The sequence below is a fragment of the Geodermatophilus sabuli genome (assembly GCF_900215145.1).
GTDB classification, from domain to species: Bacteria; Actinomycetota; Actinomycetes; order Mycobacteriales; family Geodermatophilaceae; genus Geodermatophilus; species Geodermatophilus sabuli.
In genome coordinates this window covers 1,154,915-1,169,079 of record NZ_OBDO01000001.1, presented here as the reverse complement: position 1 = coordinate 1,169,079, position 14,165 = coordinate 1,154,915, and the positions used below count along the sequence as shown (strand labels likewise).

Below are 14,165 nucleotides of genomic sequence, written 5' to 3'. Positions count from 1 at the left end.
CCACACACAAACCGTGTGCAGCGCCGGGGGTATAAAACTTGGCACTGACTTTCGGCACGCTGTTGAGTTCTCAAGGAACGGACGCACAAGAACTCGTCCCTCGCGGGCTTCGTCCTCGGCTTGTTGTCTCGCTCTGGCGCCCGGGCCCGGCCTCGCGGTCGTTCCCGGCGCAGAGAGAAAGTTACGTGGGCCGTGAGGCCGTGTCAAACCGGAGGGCGGTGACGCCGGACACCCCTCGGCAACGGCGGCGTCACACGCCGTTCACATACCAGGTCAGGCGCCCCGTCGCACGCCGGCGACCGCCCTCTTGCCCCGGCGCAGGACCAGCCAGCCACCAGGGAGCCAGGCGTCGTCGGCAGGGACGGCCTCGGCGTCGGTCACCCGCTCGTTGTTCAGGTACGCGCCGCCCTCCTTCACCGTCCGCCGCGCCTCCGAGAGGCTGCCGACGAGGCCGGTGAGCTGCAGCAGCTGGGCGACGCTGGGCGTCTCGCCGTCCACGGTGACGCTGCCGGCCTCCCGCAACGCCGCCCCGAGCGTGTCGGCGCCGAGGGCGGAGAGGTCGTCCCGGCCGAACAGCGCCCGGCCGGCGGCCTCGGCCTGCCGGAGCTCCTCGGAACCGTGGACGAGCCGGGTCAGCTCCTCGGCGAGGGCGCGCTGCGCCGCCCGCGCCGCCGGCCGCTCGAGGCTCTCGGCGACCAGCGCCTCGATCTCCTCGGCGGGGCGCTCGGAGAACAGCGGCAGCCAGGTCCGTGCGTCGGCGTCGTCGGCGTTGAGCCAGAACTGGAAGAACGCGTAGGGCGAGGTGAGCGACGGGTCGAGCCAGACGGTGCCGCCCTCGCTCTTGCCGAACTTGGTGCCGTCGGACTTCGTCACCAGCGGGGTGGACAAGGCGTGCACCGTCGCGCCCTCCGTCCTTCGGACCAGGTCGATGCCGGCGGTCAGGTTGCCCCACTGGTCGGACCCACCGCTCTGCAGGGTGCAGCCGTGCCGCAGGAACAGCTCGCGGAAGTCGTTGGCCTGCAGGATCTGGTAGCTGAACTCGGTGTAGCTGATCCCGGCCTCGGAGTTGAGCCGGGCGGAGACCGCCTCCTTGGCCAGCATCCGGCCGACCCGGAAGTGCTTGCCGATCTCGCGCAGGAAGTCGATCGCGGTCAGCGGGGCCGTCCAGTCGAGGTTGTCGACGTAGACCGGCGCCCGGAGGCCGTCGCGCTGGGCCGGGACGTCGAGGAACGGCGCCACCTGGGTGCGGATGCTGTCGACCCACCCGGCGACGGTCCCGCGGTCGTTGAGCTGGCGCTCGGCGGTCGGCCGCGGGTCGCCGATCAGCCCCGTGGCCCCGCCGACCAGGACGATCGGCTGGTGCCCGGCTCGCTGCAAGGCGCGCAGCACCATGAACTGCAGCAGGTGGCCGACGTGCAGGCTCGGCGCGGTGGGGTCGAAGCCGCAGTAGTAGGTGACCGGTCCGGAGGCGAGGTGCGCCCGCAGGGCGTCCTCGTCGGTGCTCTGGGCGATGAGGCCGCGGCGGTGCAGCTCGGAGATCACGTCGGTCACGGGCCCATCCTCGCTGGCGCTCGCCGATCCCGTGCCCGGGGGTGCGGTGCCGTCGCGTGACCTCGCGAGCTCGGTCCCGTCACCGGTCTCGCTGCCCTCCCCCGGCGCGGTCCCCGTGGGTGCCGACCGGCTCACGGCGCGCCGTCCGGGTCGACGGTCCGGCGGCGCCGCTGCCCACCCGGGCGGAACACGCTCACCGAGCCGGCCCCGGTCTCCCAGAACCGCCACGGCAGCTCGGCGGCGACGCTGATCCCGACCCGCGGTCCGGTCGACACCGCCGCGGGCGGATTCCCCCGGTGCAGCCGGACCGGGCTGTCCGGCGACAGCAGGTCGGCGGCCTTGTCCGCCGGTCCGATCGCCAGGGCCTGGGTGAGCCGGGCCGGCCCGCGGGCGAGGTCGCGCGCCGTCCGCGCGGCCGGACGGCGGACCCGGGCCAGCTCCTCCCCCACGACGACGTCCCCCGCGCGCAGCAGCACCGCCGACCCCTCCCCCTCGCGGCCGACGACGACGTTCGCGCACCAGTGCACGCCGTAGCTGAAGTACACGTAGAGCGCTCCGGGCGGGCCGAACATGATCGCCGCCCGCGGCGTCGGGCCACGGTGCGAGTGGGCCGCCGGGTCGCTGCCGTCGCCGGCGTAGGCCTCGACCTCGGTGAGCCGCAGGGCCACCTGCCCCTCGGGACGGTCGCTGACCAGCCAGCACCCGAGCAGCGTGGGGGCCACGACGTCGGGCGGCCCGAGCAGCTCCTCGGGGGTGAGGAGCTGCCCCGGGGACGACGAGGTCAGAGCGCGGCCGCCACGGGTGAGGACGTCGCCCAGTCGGCGTGCTGCCGGGCGAGGTCGGCCAGCCCGGTCAGCTGCTCGGCGACCCGCTCCGGCGCCGTCCCGCCGCGGGCGCTGCGCGCCGCCAGCGCACCGCGCACGGTGAGCACCGAGCGCACGCCCGGGGTCAGCCGCTCGTCGATGCCGGCCAGCTGGTCGTCGTCGAGCTCGTCGAGCTCGATGCCGGCCTCCTCGCAGAAGGAGACCATCGCGCCGCTGATCTCGTGCGCCGACCGGAACGGCACCCCCTGGCGGACCAGCCACTCGGCGACGTCGGTGGCCAGCGCGAACCCCTGCGGCGCGGCGGCCTCCAGGATCTCGGGGCGCAGCGTCAGCGTCGCCATCATCCCGGTGACCGCCGGCAGGAGGAGGAGCAACTGCTCCATGGAGTCGAAGACCGGTTCCTTGTCCTCCTGCAGGTCCCGGTCGTAGGCCAGCGGGAGGCCCTTGAGCATGGTCAGCAGCCCGGTGAGGTTGCCGACGAACCGGCCGGACTTGCCCCGCGCCAGCTCGGCGATGTCGGGGTTCTTCTTCTGCGGCATGATCGACGACCCGGTCGCCCAGGAGTCGTCGAGCCGGGCCCAGCCGAACTCCGTCGACGTCCAGAGCACGACCTCCTCCCCCAGCCGCGACAGGTGCACCCCGATCAGCGCCGCGGCGAAGCAGAACTCCGCGGCGAAGTCGCGGTCGCTGACGCCGTCCACCGAGTTGTCCGATGCGCGGTCGAAGCCGAGCTCGGCGGCGACGGCGTCGGGGTCCAGCGGCAGGGAGGAACCGGCCAGCGCGCCGGAGCCGTAGGGGCTGACGGCGGTGCGCCGGTCCCAGTCCCGCAGCCGGTCCACGTCGCGGGCGAAGGCGTGCACGTGGGCGAGCAGCTGATGGGCGATGAGCACCGGCTGGGCGTGCTGCAGGTGCGTCATGCCCGGCGCGGCGACGTCCTGGTACCGCTGCGCCAGGCCCAGCAGCGCGTACTCCAGCGAGGACAGCTCCCCGACGAGCGCGCGGACGTGGTGGCGCAGGTAGAGCCGCAGGTCGGTCGCGATCTGGTCGTTGCGGCTGCGGCCGGCCCGGAGCTTGCCCCCGAGGGCGCCGAGCTTCTCCGACAGCCCGCGCTCGAGCGCCTCGTGCACGTCCTCGTCGGACTCCACCGGGACGAACGTGCCGGCGGCCACCTCGGCGGACAGCTCGGACAGCGCCCCGAGCATCCGGGTGAGCTCGTCGTCGGTGAGCAGGCCGGCGCGGTGCAGCACCCGGGCGTGGGCGCGGGACCCGGCCAGGTCGAACGGGGCCAGCTCCCAGTCGAACTGCGTGGACTTCGACAGCGCGGCCAGCGCCGGGGAGGGGCCGCCGCCGAAGCGGCCGCCCCAGAGACGGGTGTCCGACGGTGCGGAGGTCACGATCAGCTCTCTTCCAGGTCTGACGTCAGTTCGGGGTAGACCGCCGGCGTGCGGGCGGCGAGCGCCCGCAGCCGGTCGGCCAGCGCCGGTCCGCCGTCGGGTGCGCGGGACACGACCAGGAGAGTGTCGTCTCCCGCGATGGTGCCGAGGACGTCGGGCAGGCCGACCTTGTCCAGGGCGGAGGCCAGGAACTGCGCGGCGCCGGGGGGCGTGCGCAGGACGGCGAGGTTGGCGCTGCCCTCCGCACTGGTCAGCAGGTCGGCCAGCAACCGGGTCAGCCGGGCCGGCGCGGCCTGCGCGGGGCGCAGCGGGGCGTTCTCCGGCGGCAGCACGTAGGACGCCGGGGCGCCGTCCGAGCCGCGCATCTTGACCGCGCCGAGCTCCTCGAGGTCCCGCGACAGCGTCGCCTGGGTGACCTCGATACCGGACCCGGCCAGCAGCGCGGCGAGCTGGGTCTGGGAGGTGACCGGCTGGGCGTCGATCAGCTCGCGGATCCGGGCCTGCCGCGCGGACCGGGTCAGCGTGCCGGTCACCCCGATCGCTCCAGGAGCCACACCAGGAGCGCCTTCTGCGCGTGCAGCCGGTTCTCCGCCTCGTCCCAGACCGCGCTCTGCGGGCCGTCGATCACGTCGGCGGCGATCTCCTTGCCGCGGTAGGCCGGCAGGCAGTGCAGGACGACGGCGTCGTCGGCGGCCCGGGCCAGCGCGGCGTCGTCCACCGCGTACGGCAGGAACGGCGCGGTGCGCGCCTCGTACTCGCCCTCCTGCCCCATCGACACCCAGGTGTCGGTGACCAGGACGTCGGCGCCGTCGGCGGCGGCCGCGGCGTCGGCGGTCCAGAGCACCGACCCCCCGGTTCCCGCCGCGATCTCCTCCGCCCGCTCGAGCACCGCCTTGTCCGGCTGGTACCCCGACGGCGAGCCGATCCGCACGTGCATGCCCGCGGTCGCCCCCCCGAGCAGGTACGAGTGCGCCATGTTGTTCGCGCCGTCGCCGAGGTAGGTCAAGGTCAGACCCGACAACCGACCCTGCCGTTCGGGATGCCGCTCGGCCACCGTCTGCAGGTCGGCGAGGATCTGGCACGGGTGGAACTCGTCGGTGAGCGCGTTGACCACCGGCACCCGGCTGACCGAGGCCATCGCCTCGATCCGGTCCTGGCCGAAGGTGCGCCAGACGATCGCGGCGGCCTGGCGGTCCAGCACGCGGGTGGTGTCCTCGATCGGCTCACCGCGGCCCAGCTGGCTGGAGCCGGCGTCGACCACCAGCGGGTATCCGCCGAGCTCGGCGACACCGACGCTGAAGGACACCCGCGTGCGGGTGGAGGGCTTGTCGAACAGCACGGCCACCGCCCGGGGCACCCCGTTGGGAGCGGCGAGCGGCGTGGGCGCCTGCGCGGTGTGCCGGGTGCGCTTGAGCTCGGCGGCCAGGGCGAGGACCTCGGCCTGCTCGGCGGGGCTGAGGTCGTCGTCCCGGAGCAGGTGGCGGGTCACTGGCCGGCCTCCCGGAGGGCGGTGTCGAGGGCGGCCGGGAGGGCCGCGACGAGGGCGTCGACCTGCGCGTCGGTCAGCACCAGGGACGGCGCCAGCCGCAGCACGTCCGGGGCGACGGCGTTGGTGAGGAACCCGGCCTCGCGCAGCGCCGCCTCCAGGGAGGCCGCGACCGGGGCGGTGAGGACGACGCCGAGCAGCGCGCCCTTCCCCCGCACCCCGCTGACCCCGGCGTGCCCGAGGCCCTCGATGCCGGCGGTGAACCGGTGCTCGAGCTCCTTGGCCCGCTCGAGCAACCCCTCGTCGCGGATCGTGTCGAGGACGGCGAGCGCGGCCGCCACGGCGATCGGGTTGCCGCCGAAGGTGGACCCGTGCGAGCCGGCGGTCATCAGGTCGGCGGCGGCGCCGAAGGCGAGCGTCGCGCCGAGGGGCAGCCCGCCGCCGAGCGCTTTGGCCAGCGTGATGACGTCGGGCTGCAGGCCGTCGGCCTGGGAGGCGAACCAGTGCCCGGTGCGGCCGGTGCCGGTCTGCACCTCGTCGACGGCGAACAGCGCTCCGGCGTCCTGCGCCGTCCGCGCGGCCGCGGCCAGGTAGCCGGCGGGCGCGGGCAGCACGCCGCCCTCTCCCAGCATCGGCTCGAGCAGCACCATCGCCGTCCGCTCCGACACGGTGCCGGCCAGCGCCTCGGGATCGCCGTAGGGCACGTAGCGCACCCCGCCGGGCAGCGGGGCGAAGGCCGCGGCCTTCGACGGCTGCCCGGTGAGCGCCAGCGCGCCCATGGTCCGGCCGTGGAACGCGCCCTCGGCGGTGACGACCTCCGGCCGCCCGGTGAGCCGGCTGATCTTGAAGGCCGCCTCGTTGGCCTCGGCGCCGGAGTTGCAGAAGAACACCCGCCCGGGCCGCCCGGCCAGCTCCAGCAGCCGCTCGGCCAGGAGGACGCCGGGCTCGTGCATCGCCAGGTTGGAGACGTGCCCGAGGGTCTGCGCCTGCCGGGTGATCGCCTCGGTCACCCGCGGGTGCGCGTGGCCGAGGATCGTCGTGGCGATGCCGCCGAGCAGGTCGGTGTACTCCCGGCCGTCGACGTCCCAGACGGTCGCCCCGGCGCCGCGCGCCAGCGCCACCGGCGGCGTCTTGTAGTTGCCCATCATCACGGCCGACCAGCGGGTGGCCAGCTCCTCTGTGTGGGTCATGCCGGCTCCCTCCCGGACTCGGCCGGGACCACCATGGTCCCGGTCCCTTCTGTCGTGAACATCTCCAGCAGCAGGGCGTGCGGCGACCGGCCGTCGACGACGGTCGCGCGCTTCACCCCGCCGTTGACCGCCCGCAGGCAGGCGGTCATCTTCGGCACCATCCCGGCGTCCAGGGTCGGCAGGATCTCGGCGAGCTCGGCGGCGTCGATCTGCTGCACCAGCGAGTCGCGGTCGGGCCAGTCGGCGTAGAGCCCCTCGACGTCGGTGAGGACGACGAGCTTGACCGCGTCCAGCGCCACCGCGAGGGCGGCCGCGGCGGTGTCGGCGTTGACGTTGTGCACCACCCCGTCGGCGTCGGGCGCGACCGTGGCGACCACGGGGATGTGGCCGGACGCCAGCAGCGCGCGGACCGGCGTGGGGTCGACGGCGACCACGTCACCGACCAGGCCGACGTCGACGGGGCGGCCGTCGACGAGGGCGTGCGTGCGGGCGGCGGTGAACAGCCCGCCGTCCTCCCCGGACAGGCCGACGGCGAGCGGGCCGTGCTGGTTGACCAGGCCGACCACCTCGGGGGTGACCTGGCCGGTGAGCACCATGCGGACGACGTCGATCGTCTCCGCCGTCGTGACCCGCAGGCCGCCGCGGAACTCGCTGTCGATGCCGAGGCGGCCCAGCATCTCGGTGATCTGCGGGCCGCCGCCGTGGACCACGACCGGGTGGATGCCGCAGGTGCGCAGGAAGACCATGTCCTCGGCGAAGGCCCGGCGGCACTCCTCGTCGACCATGGCGTGCCCGCCGTACTTCACGACGACGACGTTGCCGTGGAACTCCTTGAGCCACGGCAGCGCGCCGGTGAGGACGGCGACCTTGAGCCGGTCGCCCTCGGGGTCGTCGGTGCGCATGACCCGGCGGGTGCCGACCTTCGGCGGCTTCATCTCGTCGACGCGGACGTCGGGCGGGGAAGGGTCCTGGGCATTCGGGTCGTGGGTGGTGGTCACGTGGGATTCGGGCTCGCTCATGTGGAGTACGCCGAGTTCTCGTGGACGTAGGCGATGGACAGGTCGTTGGTCCAGATCGTCGCCTGCTCGGTGCCCGCGTTCAGGTCGACGTCGATGGTGATCTCCCGGCCGGTGAGGTCGACGCCCTCCCGCGGGTCGCCGATCGCGCCGCCCCGGCAGACGGTGACGCCGTTGATGGTGACGTCCACCCGGTCGGCCTCGAAGGCCGCGTCGGTGGTGCCGATCGCGGCGAGCACCCGGCCCCAGTTGGGGTCGTTGCCGAACAGCGCCGTCTTGAGCAGGTTGTTGCGGGCGCAGGCCCGGCCGGCGGTCAGCGCGTCCTCGACGCTGGCGGCGTTGCGGACGGTGATCGCGATGTCCTTGGTCGACCCCTCGGCGTCGGCGAGCAGCTGCATGGCCAGGTCGGTGGCCGCGGCGGTGAGCGCCTCGGTGACGTCCTCCGCACTCGGGGTGACGCCGCTGGCGCCGGAGGCCATGACCAGCACGGTGTCGTTGGTGGACAGGCAGCCGTCGGAGTCGACCCGCTCGAAGCTGACGCTGGTGGCCTGCTTGAGCGCCGTCTGCAGGACGTCGGCCGGGACGACCGCGTCGGTGGTGAGGACGACGAGCATCGTGGCCAGGCTCGGGGCGAGCATGCCGGCGCCCTTGGCCATGCCTCCGACGGTCCAGCCGTCGCGGTGCTGCACTGTCGTCTTGGGCACGCTGTCGGTGGTCATGATCGCCAGCGCGGCGTCCTGGCCGCCGTCCTCGGACAGCGCCTTCGCCGCGGCGGTGACCCCGGCGGTGAGCTGCTCCATCGGCAGCCGGACGCCGATCAGGCCGGTGGAGGCGACGGCGACGTCGATCGCGCCGATGCCCAGCTCGCCCGCGACGTGCTCGGCGGTGGCGTGGGTGTCCTGGAAGCCCCCGGCTCCGGTGCAGGCGTTGGCCCCGCCGGAGTTGAGGACGACCGCCCTCACCCGGCCGGTCGCGAGCACCTGCCGGCTCCACTGCACCGGCGCGGCCGGGAAACGGTTGGTGGTGAAGACCGCGGCGGCGGCGTCGTCCGGGCCGTCGTTGACGACCAGGGCGACGTCGTTGGCGCCGGTGCTCTTGAGACCGGCCGCGACACCGGCGGCCCGGAAGCCCCTCGGGACGCTGACGGTCACGGCGCGACCCCCACCACGGGGAGACCGGTGGTCTCGGGGAGGCCCAGGGCGAGGTTGGCGCACTGGATCGCCGCTCCGCCGGTGCCCTTGGTCAGGTTGTCGACCGCGGCGACGACGACCAGCCGGCCGGCATCGGGGTCGACGGCGAGCTGCAGCGCGACGGTGTTGGCGCCGAGCACCTGCGCCGTCGTCGGCCACTGCCCCTCGGGGAGCAGGTGGACGAACGGCTCGTCGCCGTAGGCCTTCTCGTAGGCGGCCCGCGCGGCGGCGGCGTCGGTGCCGGCTGTCAGGGGCGCCGAGCAGGTGGCGAGGATGCCCCGGCTCATCGGCACCAGCGTCGGGGTGAAGCTGACGGTGACCTCCCGGCCGGCCGCCTGCGCCAGGTTCTGCACCATCTCCGGCGTGTGCCGGTGGACCCCGCCCACGCCGTACGCGCTCACCGAGCCCATGACCTCGCTGCCCAGCAGGTGCGGCTTGGCGGACTTGCCCGCCCCGGAGGTGCCGCTCGCGGCGACCACCACGACGTCGGGCTCGACCAGGCCGGCGGCCAGCGCGGGCGCTAGGGCCAGGGTGACCGACGTCGGGTAGCAGCCCGGGACGGCGATCCGCCGCGCGCCGGCCAGTTGCTCGCGCTGCCCCGGGAGCTCGGGCAGGCCGTAGGGCCAGGAGCCGGCGTGCTCGCCGCCGTACCACCGCGCCCACGCCGCGGGGTCGTTCAGCCGGTGGTCGGCCCCGCAGTCGACGACGAGGGTGTCGTCGGACAGCTGGGCGGCGATCGCGGCCGACTCCCCGTGCGGCAGGGCCAGCACCACGACGTCGTACCCGCTCAGCGCGGCGGCGTCGCTGGGCTGCACCTCCAGGTCGGCGTACGGGAGCAGGTGCGGCTGCAGCTCACCCAGGCGTCGCCCGGCACTGGAATTGGCGTGCACCCCGGCCAACCGCAGGTTCGGGTGCCCGGCCAGCAGCCGGCACACCTCTCCCCCTGCGTACCCGGTGGCGCCGGTGACCCCGACCGTCCACGTCTGCCCTGTACTCACGATGCATGACCATACACGGCCATGCATGACCGTTCATCCGAGTATCAGGGCCGCCGCCGCTGCCGTCGGTTTCCCCGGAACCGACAGCCCGTGCCCCGGCGGTCGGGGTCAGGCCAGCGGGTCGGTCTCGCCGTACGGGTGCAGGCGCAGCTGCCGGGCGTCGCCGTCCGGCAGCAGCCCACGGACGGCGTCCAGGTCGTCACCGCCCACCCGCAGGAACCGGCCGGACCACGCGTCCAGCTCCCCGGCGGCGATGGCCGCGATGAACGCGACGACGTCGGCGGGTTCGGTCCAGTCGGTACGGCCGCGGTGCATCGGCATGCCTGCGGTCATCTCGGTGCGCACGACGCCAGGAGCGACGTCGAAGGCCCGCACGTCGGTGCCCTCCAGGGCGCCCGCCAGGGCCTCGGTCAGGCGCATCAACCCGGTCTTGGCCACCGAGTAGGCGGAGTACTCCGGGCGGGCCCGCAGGCTCATGCCGCTGGCCAGGTTCACCACCCGGCCGCGGTTGCGCAGCACCATCCACGGGACGACGGTGCGGCACAGCAGGAACCCGCCGCGGACGTGGCTGGACACGACGTCCCACCACTGGTCGGGGTCGGCCTCCCAGAGCGGCTCCTCGGCGGCGTCGACCAGGCCGGCGTTGTTGACCAGCAGGTCGACCGGGCCCAGCTCCTCCCGGACCCGCGCGACGGCGTCGTCCACGGCCGCCCGGTCGGTGACGTCGGCGGCGACGGCCAGCGTGCGCGCCCCCGTGGCGGCGGCCACCTCGGCCATCGAGGCGGCCAGCCGCTCACCGTTGCGGGCCAGCCCGGCCACCGCGGCACCGCGCTCGGCCAGCCCCTGCACCAGGTGCCGGCCGATGCCGGTCGAGGCGCCGGTGACCAGGGCGACGGAGCCGGCCAGCGGCGTGGCCCCGCCCCGGGCCCCGCCCCGAGCTTGCGAAGGGCGGGGAGGACGGGGTCCTTCTTCAGCCACGGAGCTCGGCCCCGGTCCGCTCGGCGGCCGTGGCGACCGCCGCGTCGCGCACCACGGTCGCCTCCTCGCTGGTGAGCGTGCGGTCCGGCGCCCGCAGGGTCAGCGCGTAGGCCAGCGACCGGGAGCCGGCCGGCACCGGCGGGCCGCTGTAGACGTCGAACAGCCGCAGCGACTCCAGCAGCTCCCCGGCGCCGTCGCGCACGGCGGCGTCCACCTCGGCCGCAGGCACCTCGTCGCGGACGACGAGCGCCAGGTCGAGCAGGACCGGCGGGAACGCCGACACGGCCGGGCCGACCGGCACCGGGGCGGCCGGCAGCGCGTCCACGTCGAGCTCCATGACCGAGGTGCGCGCCGGCAGGTCCAGCGCCGCGCACACCCGCGGGTGCAGCGCGCCGGCGTGACCGACGACCCGGCCGTCCACGCTCAGCTCCGCGCAGCGGCCCGGGTGCCAGGGCGCCCGCTCGCCGGCCCGGACGGTCAGCTCCACGCCCGTGGCGGCGGCGACCCGGCGGGCGGCCTGCACCGCATCGGCCCAGACCGCCGGCCGGCCCGGGCCCCACCAGCCACGCGGCTCGCGGTTGCCGGCCAGCGCCACGGCGACGTGCCACGGCTGCACCGGCACGGCCCCGAGCAGGGCGGCCAGCGTCTCGTCGTCCGGCCGCCGGTCCACGCCGGGCAGCGGCGCCGGACGGCGCTCCCCACCCGGGAAGACCGCGCCGTGCTCGAACAGCGCCACGTCCCGCTGGCCGCGGGAGAGGTTGCGGTGGAGGGTGGCCAGCAGGCCGGGCAGCAGCGTGGTGCGCAGCGCCGGCTCCTCCTCCGACAGCGGGTTGCGGACCAGCACCACCTCGCGGCGGGGGTCGTCGGCGGCCAGCATGAGGGCGTCCAGGCCGGCCGTCCCGACGAACGGGTAGGACGGCGCCTCCACGTACCCGGCCTCGGCGAGGGTGCGGCCGATCACCCGGCGGCGGCGCTGGGTCTCGGTCAGCCCCCGCCCGGGCGGGGCGGTGGGCAGCACCGAGGGGACGTCGTCGTAGCCGGCCAGCCGGACGACCTCCTCGACCAGGTCGGCGGGGTCGGTGAGGTCGGGCCGCCAGGACGGCGGGGTGACCGTGAGCGGCGCGCCCTCGCCGTCGACCGCGCAGCCGACCTGCGCCAGCAGCTCGACGACCTGCGCCGGCGGGTAGGGCACGCCGGCGACGCGGCCGGGCCGGTCGGCGTCCAGCGGGATGGTCGGTCGCGGGCCACGGGTGTCGACGTCGACCGGGGTGCCGACGACGCGGGCGCCGCCGTGCTCGGCCAGCAGCGCGGCCGCCCGGGCCAGCGCGACCATCGTCATCTCCGGGTCCACGCCGCGCTCGAAGCGCTTGGCCGCCTCGCTGGGCAGCCGGTGACGCCGGGCGGTGCGGGCCACCCCGGTCGGCTCCCAGTGAGCCGCCTCGAGCAGCACGTTGGTGGTGCCGTCGCCGATCTCGGTCGACGCCCCGCCCATCACCGCGGCCAGCCCGATCGGACCGGTGTCGTCGGTGATCAGCAGGTCGTCGGCGTCCAGCGCGCGGTCGGCGCCGTCGAGGGTGGTCAGCCGCTCCCCCGCCCGCGCCCGGCGGACGACGATCGGACCGGTGACCGCGTCCCGGTCGAAGGCGTGCATCGGCTGGCCGAGCTCGAGCATCACGTAGTTGGTGACGTCGACGGCCAGCGAGATGCTGCGGACGCCGGACTGCGCCAGCCGCCGGCGGATCTCCCACGGCGTCGGCGCGGTCGGGTCCAGGCCCTCCAGCGCGATCATCGAGAAGCGGTCGCAGCGGTCGGCGTCGGCGACGGTGACCTGCCAGGCCGGCTCCCCGGACCACGCGGGCGGGGTGAGCGCGCCCGGGTCGCGCCAGTCGACGCCCAGGCCGGTGCCCATCTCGCGGGCGATGCCGCGCATGGACAGGCAGTACCCCCGGTCGGGGGTGACGGCCAGTTCGATGACGACGTCGTCCAGGCCGACGACGGGCCGGGCCGGTGTGCCGGGCTCGGGGGCGTCGTCGCCGAGCACGAGGATCCCGGCGTGGTCCTCGCCGATGCCGAGCTCGCGGACGGAGCAGATCATCCCGTCGGAGACCCGGTCGTAGGTCTTCCGCGAGGCGATCTCGAACCCGCCGGGCAGCACCGCGCCCGGCAGCGCCACGACGACGGCATCGCCCACGGCGAAGTTGCGGGCGCCGCAGACGATGCCCCTCGGCTCGCCCTCGCCCGCGTCCACCTGGCAGAAGCGGATCGGCTTCTTGAAGCCGGTCAGCTCCTCGATCTCCAGCACCCGGCCGACGACCAGCGGGCCGGTGACCTCCTCGGGCCGGTGGACGGCCTCCACCTCCAGGCCGAGGCGCACGAAGGCGTTGTCGAGCTCCTCGACGGCGATGCCCCCGGGGAGGTCGACGTGCTCGGCCAGCCACCCGATGGGGACCCTCACTGCTCCACTCCAAACGCGCTGGTGAACCGGACGTCGCCCTCGACGATGTCGCGCATGTCGCCGACACCCGAGCGGAACTGCAGGGCCCGCTCGATGCCCAGGCCGAAGGCGAAGCCGCTGTACTCCTCGGGGTCGACACCACAGGCGACGAGCACCCGCGGGTTGACCATCCCGCAGCCGCCCCACTCCACCCAGCGCGGGCCGTCGCGGTGCTCGGGGAACCAGACGTCGACCTCCGCCGACGGCTCGGTGAACGGGAAGTACGACGGCCGCCAGCGGGTGACCGCCTCGGCGCCGAAGAGGATCCGCGCCACGTGGTCCAGCGTGCCGCGCAGGTGCGCCATGGACAGCCCGCGGTCGACCGCCAGCCCCTCGACCTGGTGGAAGACGGGGGTGTGCGTCGCGTCGAGCTCGTCGGTCCGGTAGACCCGGCCGGGCGCGACCACGTAGATCGGCGGCGTGCGGGACAGCATGGTGCGGGCCTGCACCGGGCTGGTGTGCGTGCGCAGGACCAACCCGGAGTCCTCGGGCGCGACGAAGAAGGTGTCCATCATCGTGCGGGCCGGGTGGTCGCGGCCGATGTTCAGCGCGTCGAAGTTCAGCCACTCGGCCTCGAGCTCCGGGCCGTCGGCGACCTCGTAGCCCATGCCGACGAAGACGTCGGCGATCCGCTCGGTCAGGGTGGTCAGCGGGTGCCGGGCGCCGCGGGGGGTGCGGTCCCAGGGCAGGGTGACGTCGACCCGCTCCTCGGCCAGCACCCGGGCGTCGCGCTCGGCCTCCAGCTCCGCCCGGCGGGCCTCGTAGGCCCCGGTCACCGCAACGCGGGCGGCGTTGACCCGCTTGCCGGCGTCGGACCGGGCGGCCGGCGGCAGCGCGCCGAGCTCGCGGCGGGCCAGCAGCACCGGCGCGCGGTCGCCCAGGTGCGCGGGACGGACGGCGGCCAGCGCCTCCAGGTCCCCGGCCGCGGCGAACGCCTTCTGGGCCTCGGTGACCGCGTCGTCGAGGGCCTCGGCGGAGAGGGCGGCGACCTGCTTGGGGTCGTAGGGGTCGTTGGCGCCAGACACGGGAGGCCATTCTGCCCGC

12 protein-coding genes are annotated in these 14,165 nt (G+C 75.1%); all 12 read right to left on the bottom strand.

The window, feature by feature from the left end; genetic code table 11:
• Nucleotides 1-273: 273 nt before the first annotated feature.
• Nucleotides 274-1,551 carry a tyrosine--tRNA ligase gene (tyrS, locus tag CRP39_RS05525; RefSeq protein WP_097204981.1) on the bottom strand — a complete coding sequence of 426 codons (1,278 nt, stop codon included), beginning with the start codon at nt 1,549-1,551 and terminating at the stop codon, nt 274-276.
• A 131-nt stretch (nt 1,552-1,682) separates the two neighbouring features.
• Complete coding sequence (locus CRP39_RS05520; protein WP_097205206.1) at nt 1,683-2,336, bottom strand: DNA-3-methyladenine glycosylase; 654 nt, start codon at nt 2,334-2,336, stop codon at nt 1,683-1,685.
• Nucleotides 2,333-3,769, bottom strand: a complete 1,437-nt coding sequence (gene argH, locus CRP39_RS05515; RefSeq protein ID WP_097204980.1) for an argininosuccinate lyase — start codon at nt 3,767-3,769, stop codon at nt 2,333-2,335. The genes CRP39_RS05520 and argH overlap by 4 nt, the downstream gene beginning before the upstream one ends.
• Nucleotides 3,770-3,771: 2 nt before the next feature.
• Nucleotides 3,772-4,302: an arginine repressor gene (locus CRP39_RS05510; protein WP_097204978.1), complete on the bottom strand. Its 531-nt coding sequence runs from the start codon at nt 4,300-4,302 to the stop codon at nt 3,772-3,774.
• On the bottom strand, nt 4,299-5,258 hold the full coding sequence (gene argF / locus CRP39_RS05505) for an ornithine carbamoyltransferase (protein WP_097204977.1): 960 nt from the start codon (nt 5,256-5,258) through the stop codon (nt 4,299-4,301). Before argF ends, CRP39_RS05510 begins: the two co-directional genes overlap by 4 nt.
• Nucleotides 5,255-6,445, bottom strand: coding sequence for an acetylornithine transaminase (locus tag CRP39_RS05500; RefSeq protein ID WP_097204975.1), 1,191 nt, complete (start codon nt 6,443-6,445; stop codon nt 5,255-5,257). Before CRP39_RS05500 ends, argF begins: the two co-directional genes overlap by 4 nt.
• Nucleotides 6,442-7,464 (bottom strand): acetylglutamate kinase, encoded by a 1,023-nt coding sequence (gene argB / locus CRP39_RS05495; protein WP_216359608.1) that lies wholly within the window; start codon nt 7,462-7,464, stop codon nt 6,442-6,444. Before argB ends, CRP39_RS05500 begins: the two co-directional genes overlap by 4 nt.
• Entirely contained in the window at nt 7,461-8,612 is a 1,152-nt protein-coding gene (gene argJ, locus CRP39_RS05490) for a bifunctional glutamate N-acetyltransferase/amino-acid acetyltransferase ArgJ (protein ID WP_097204974.1), read from the bottom strand. Before argJ ends, argB begins: the two co-directional genes overlap by 4 nt.
• A complete protein-coding gene (gene argC / locus CRP39_RS05485; protein ID WP_216359607.1) occupies nt 8,609-9,649 on the bottom strand; it encodes an N-acetyl-gamma-glutamyl-phosphate reductase in 1,041 nt (346 codons plus the stop codon). Before argC ends, argJ begins: the two co-directional genes overlap by 4 nt.
• A 108-nt stretch (nt 9,650-9,757) precedes the next feature.
• Entirely contained in the window at nt 9,758-10,627 is an 870-nt protein-coding gene (locus CRP39_RS05480) for an SDR family NAD(P)-dependent oxidoreductase (RefSeq protein ID WP_245853596.1), read from the bottom strand.
• A complete protein-coding gene (gene pheT / locus CRP39_RS05475) occupies nt 10,620-13,082 on the bottom strand; it encodes a phenylalanine--tRNA ligase subunit beta (protein ID WP_097204970.1) in 2,463 nt (820 codons plus the stop codon). Before pheT ends, CRP39_RS05480 begins: the two co-directional genes overlap by 8 nt.
• A complete protein-coding gene (pheS, locus tag CRP39_RS05470; RefSeq protein ID WP_097204968.1) occupies nt 13,079-14,146 on the bottom strand; it encodes a phenylalanine--tRNA ligase subunit alpha in 1,068 nt (355 codons plus the stop codon). Before pheS ends, pheT begins: the two co-directional genes overlap by 4 nt.
• Between the last annotated feature and the right edge of the window lie 19 nt (nt 14,147-14,165).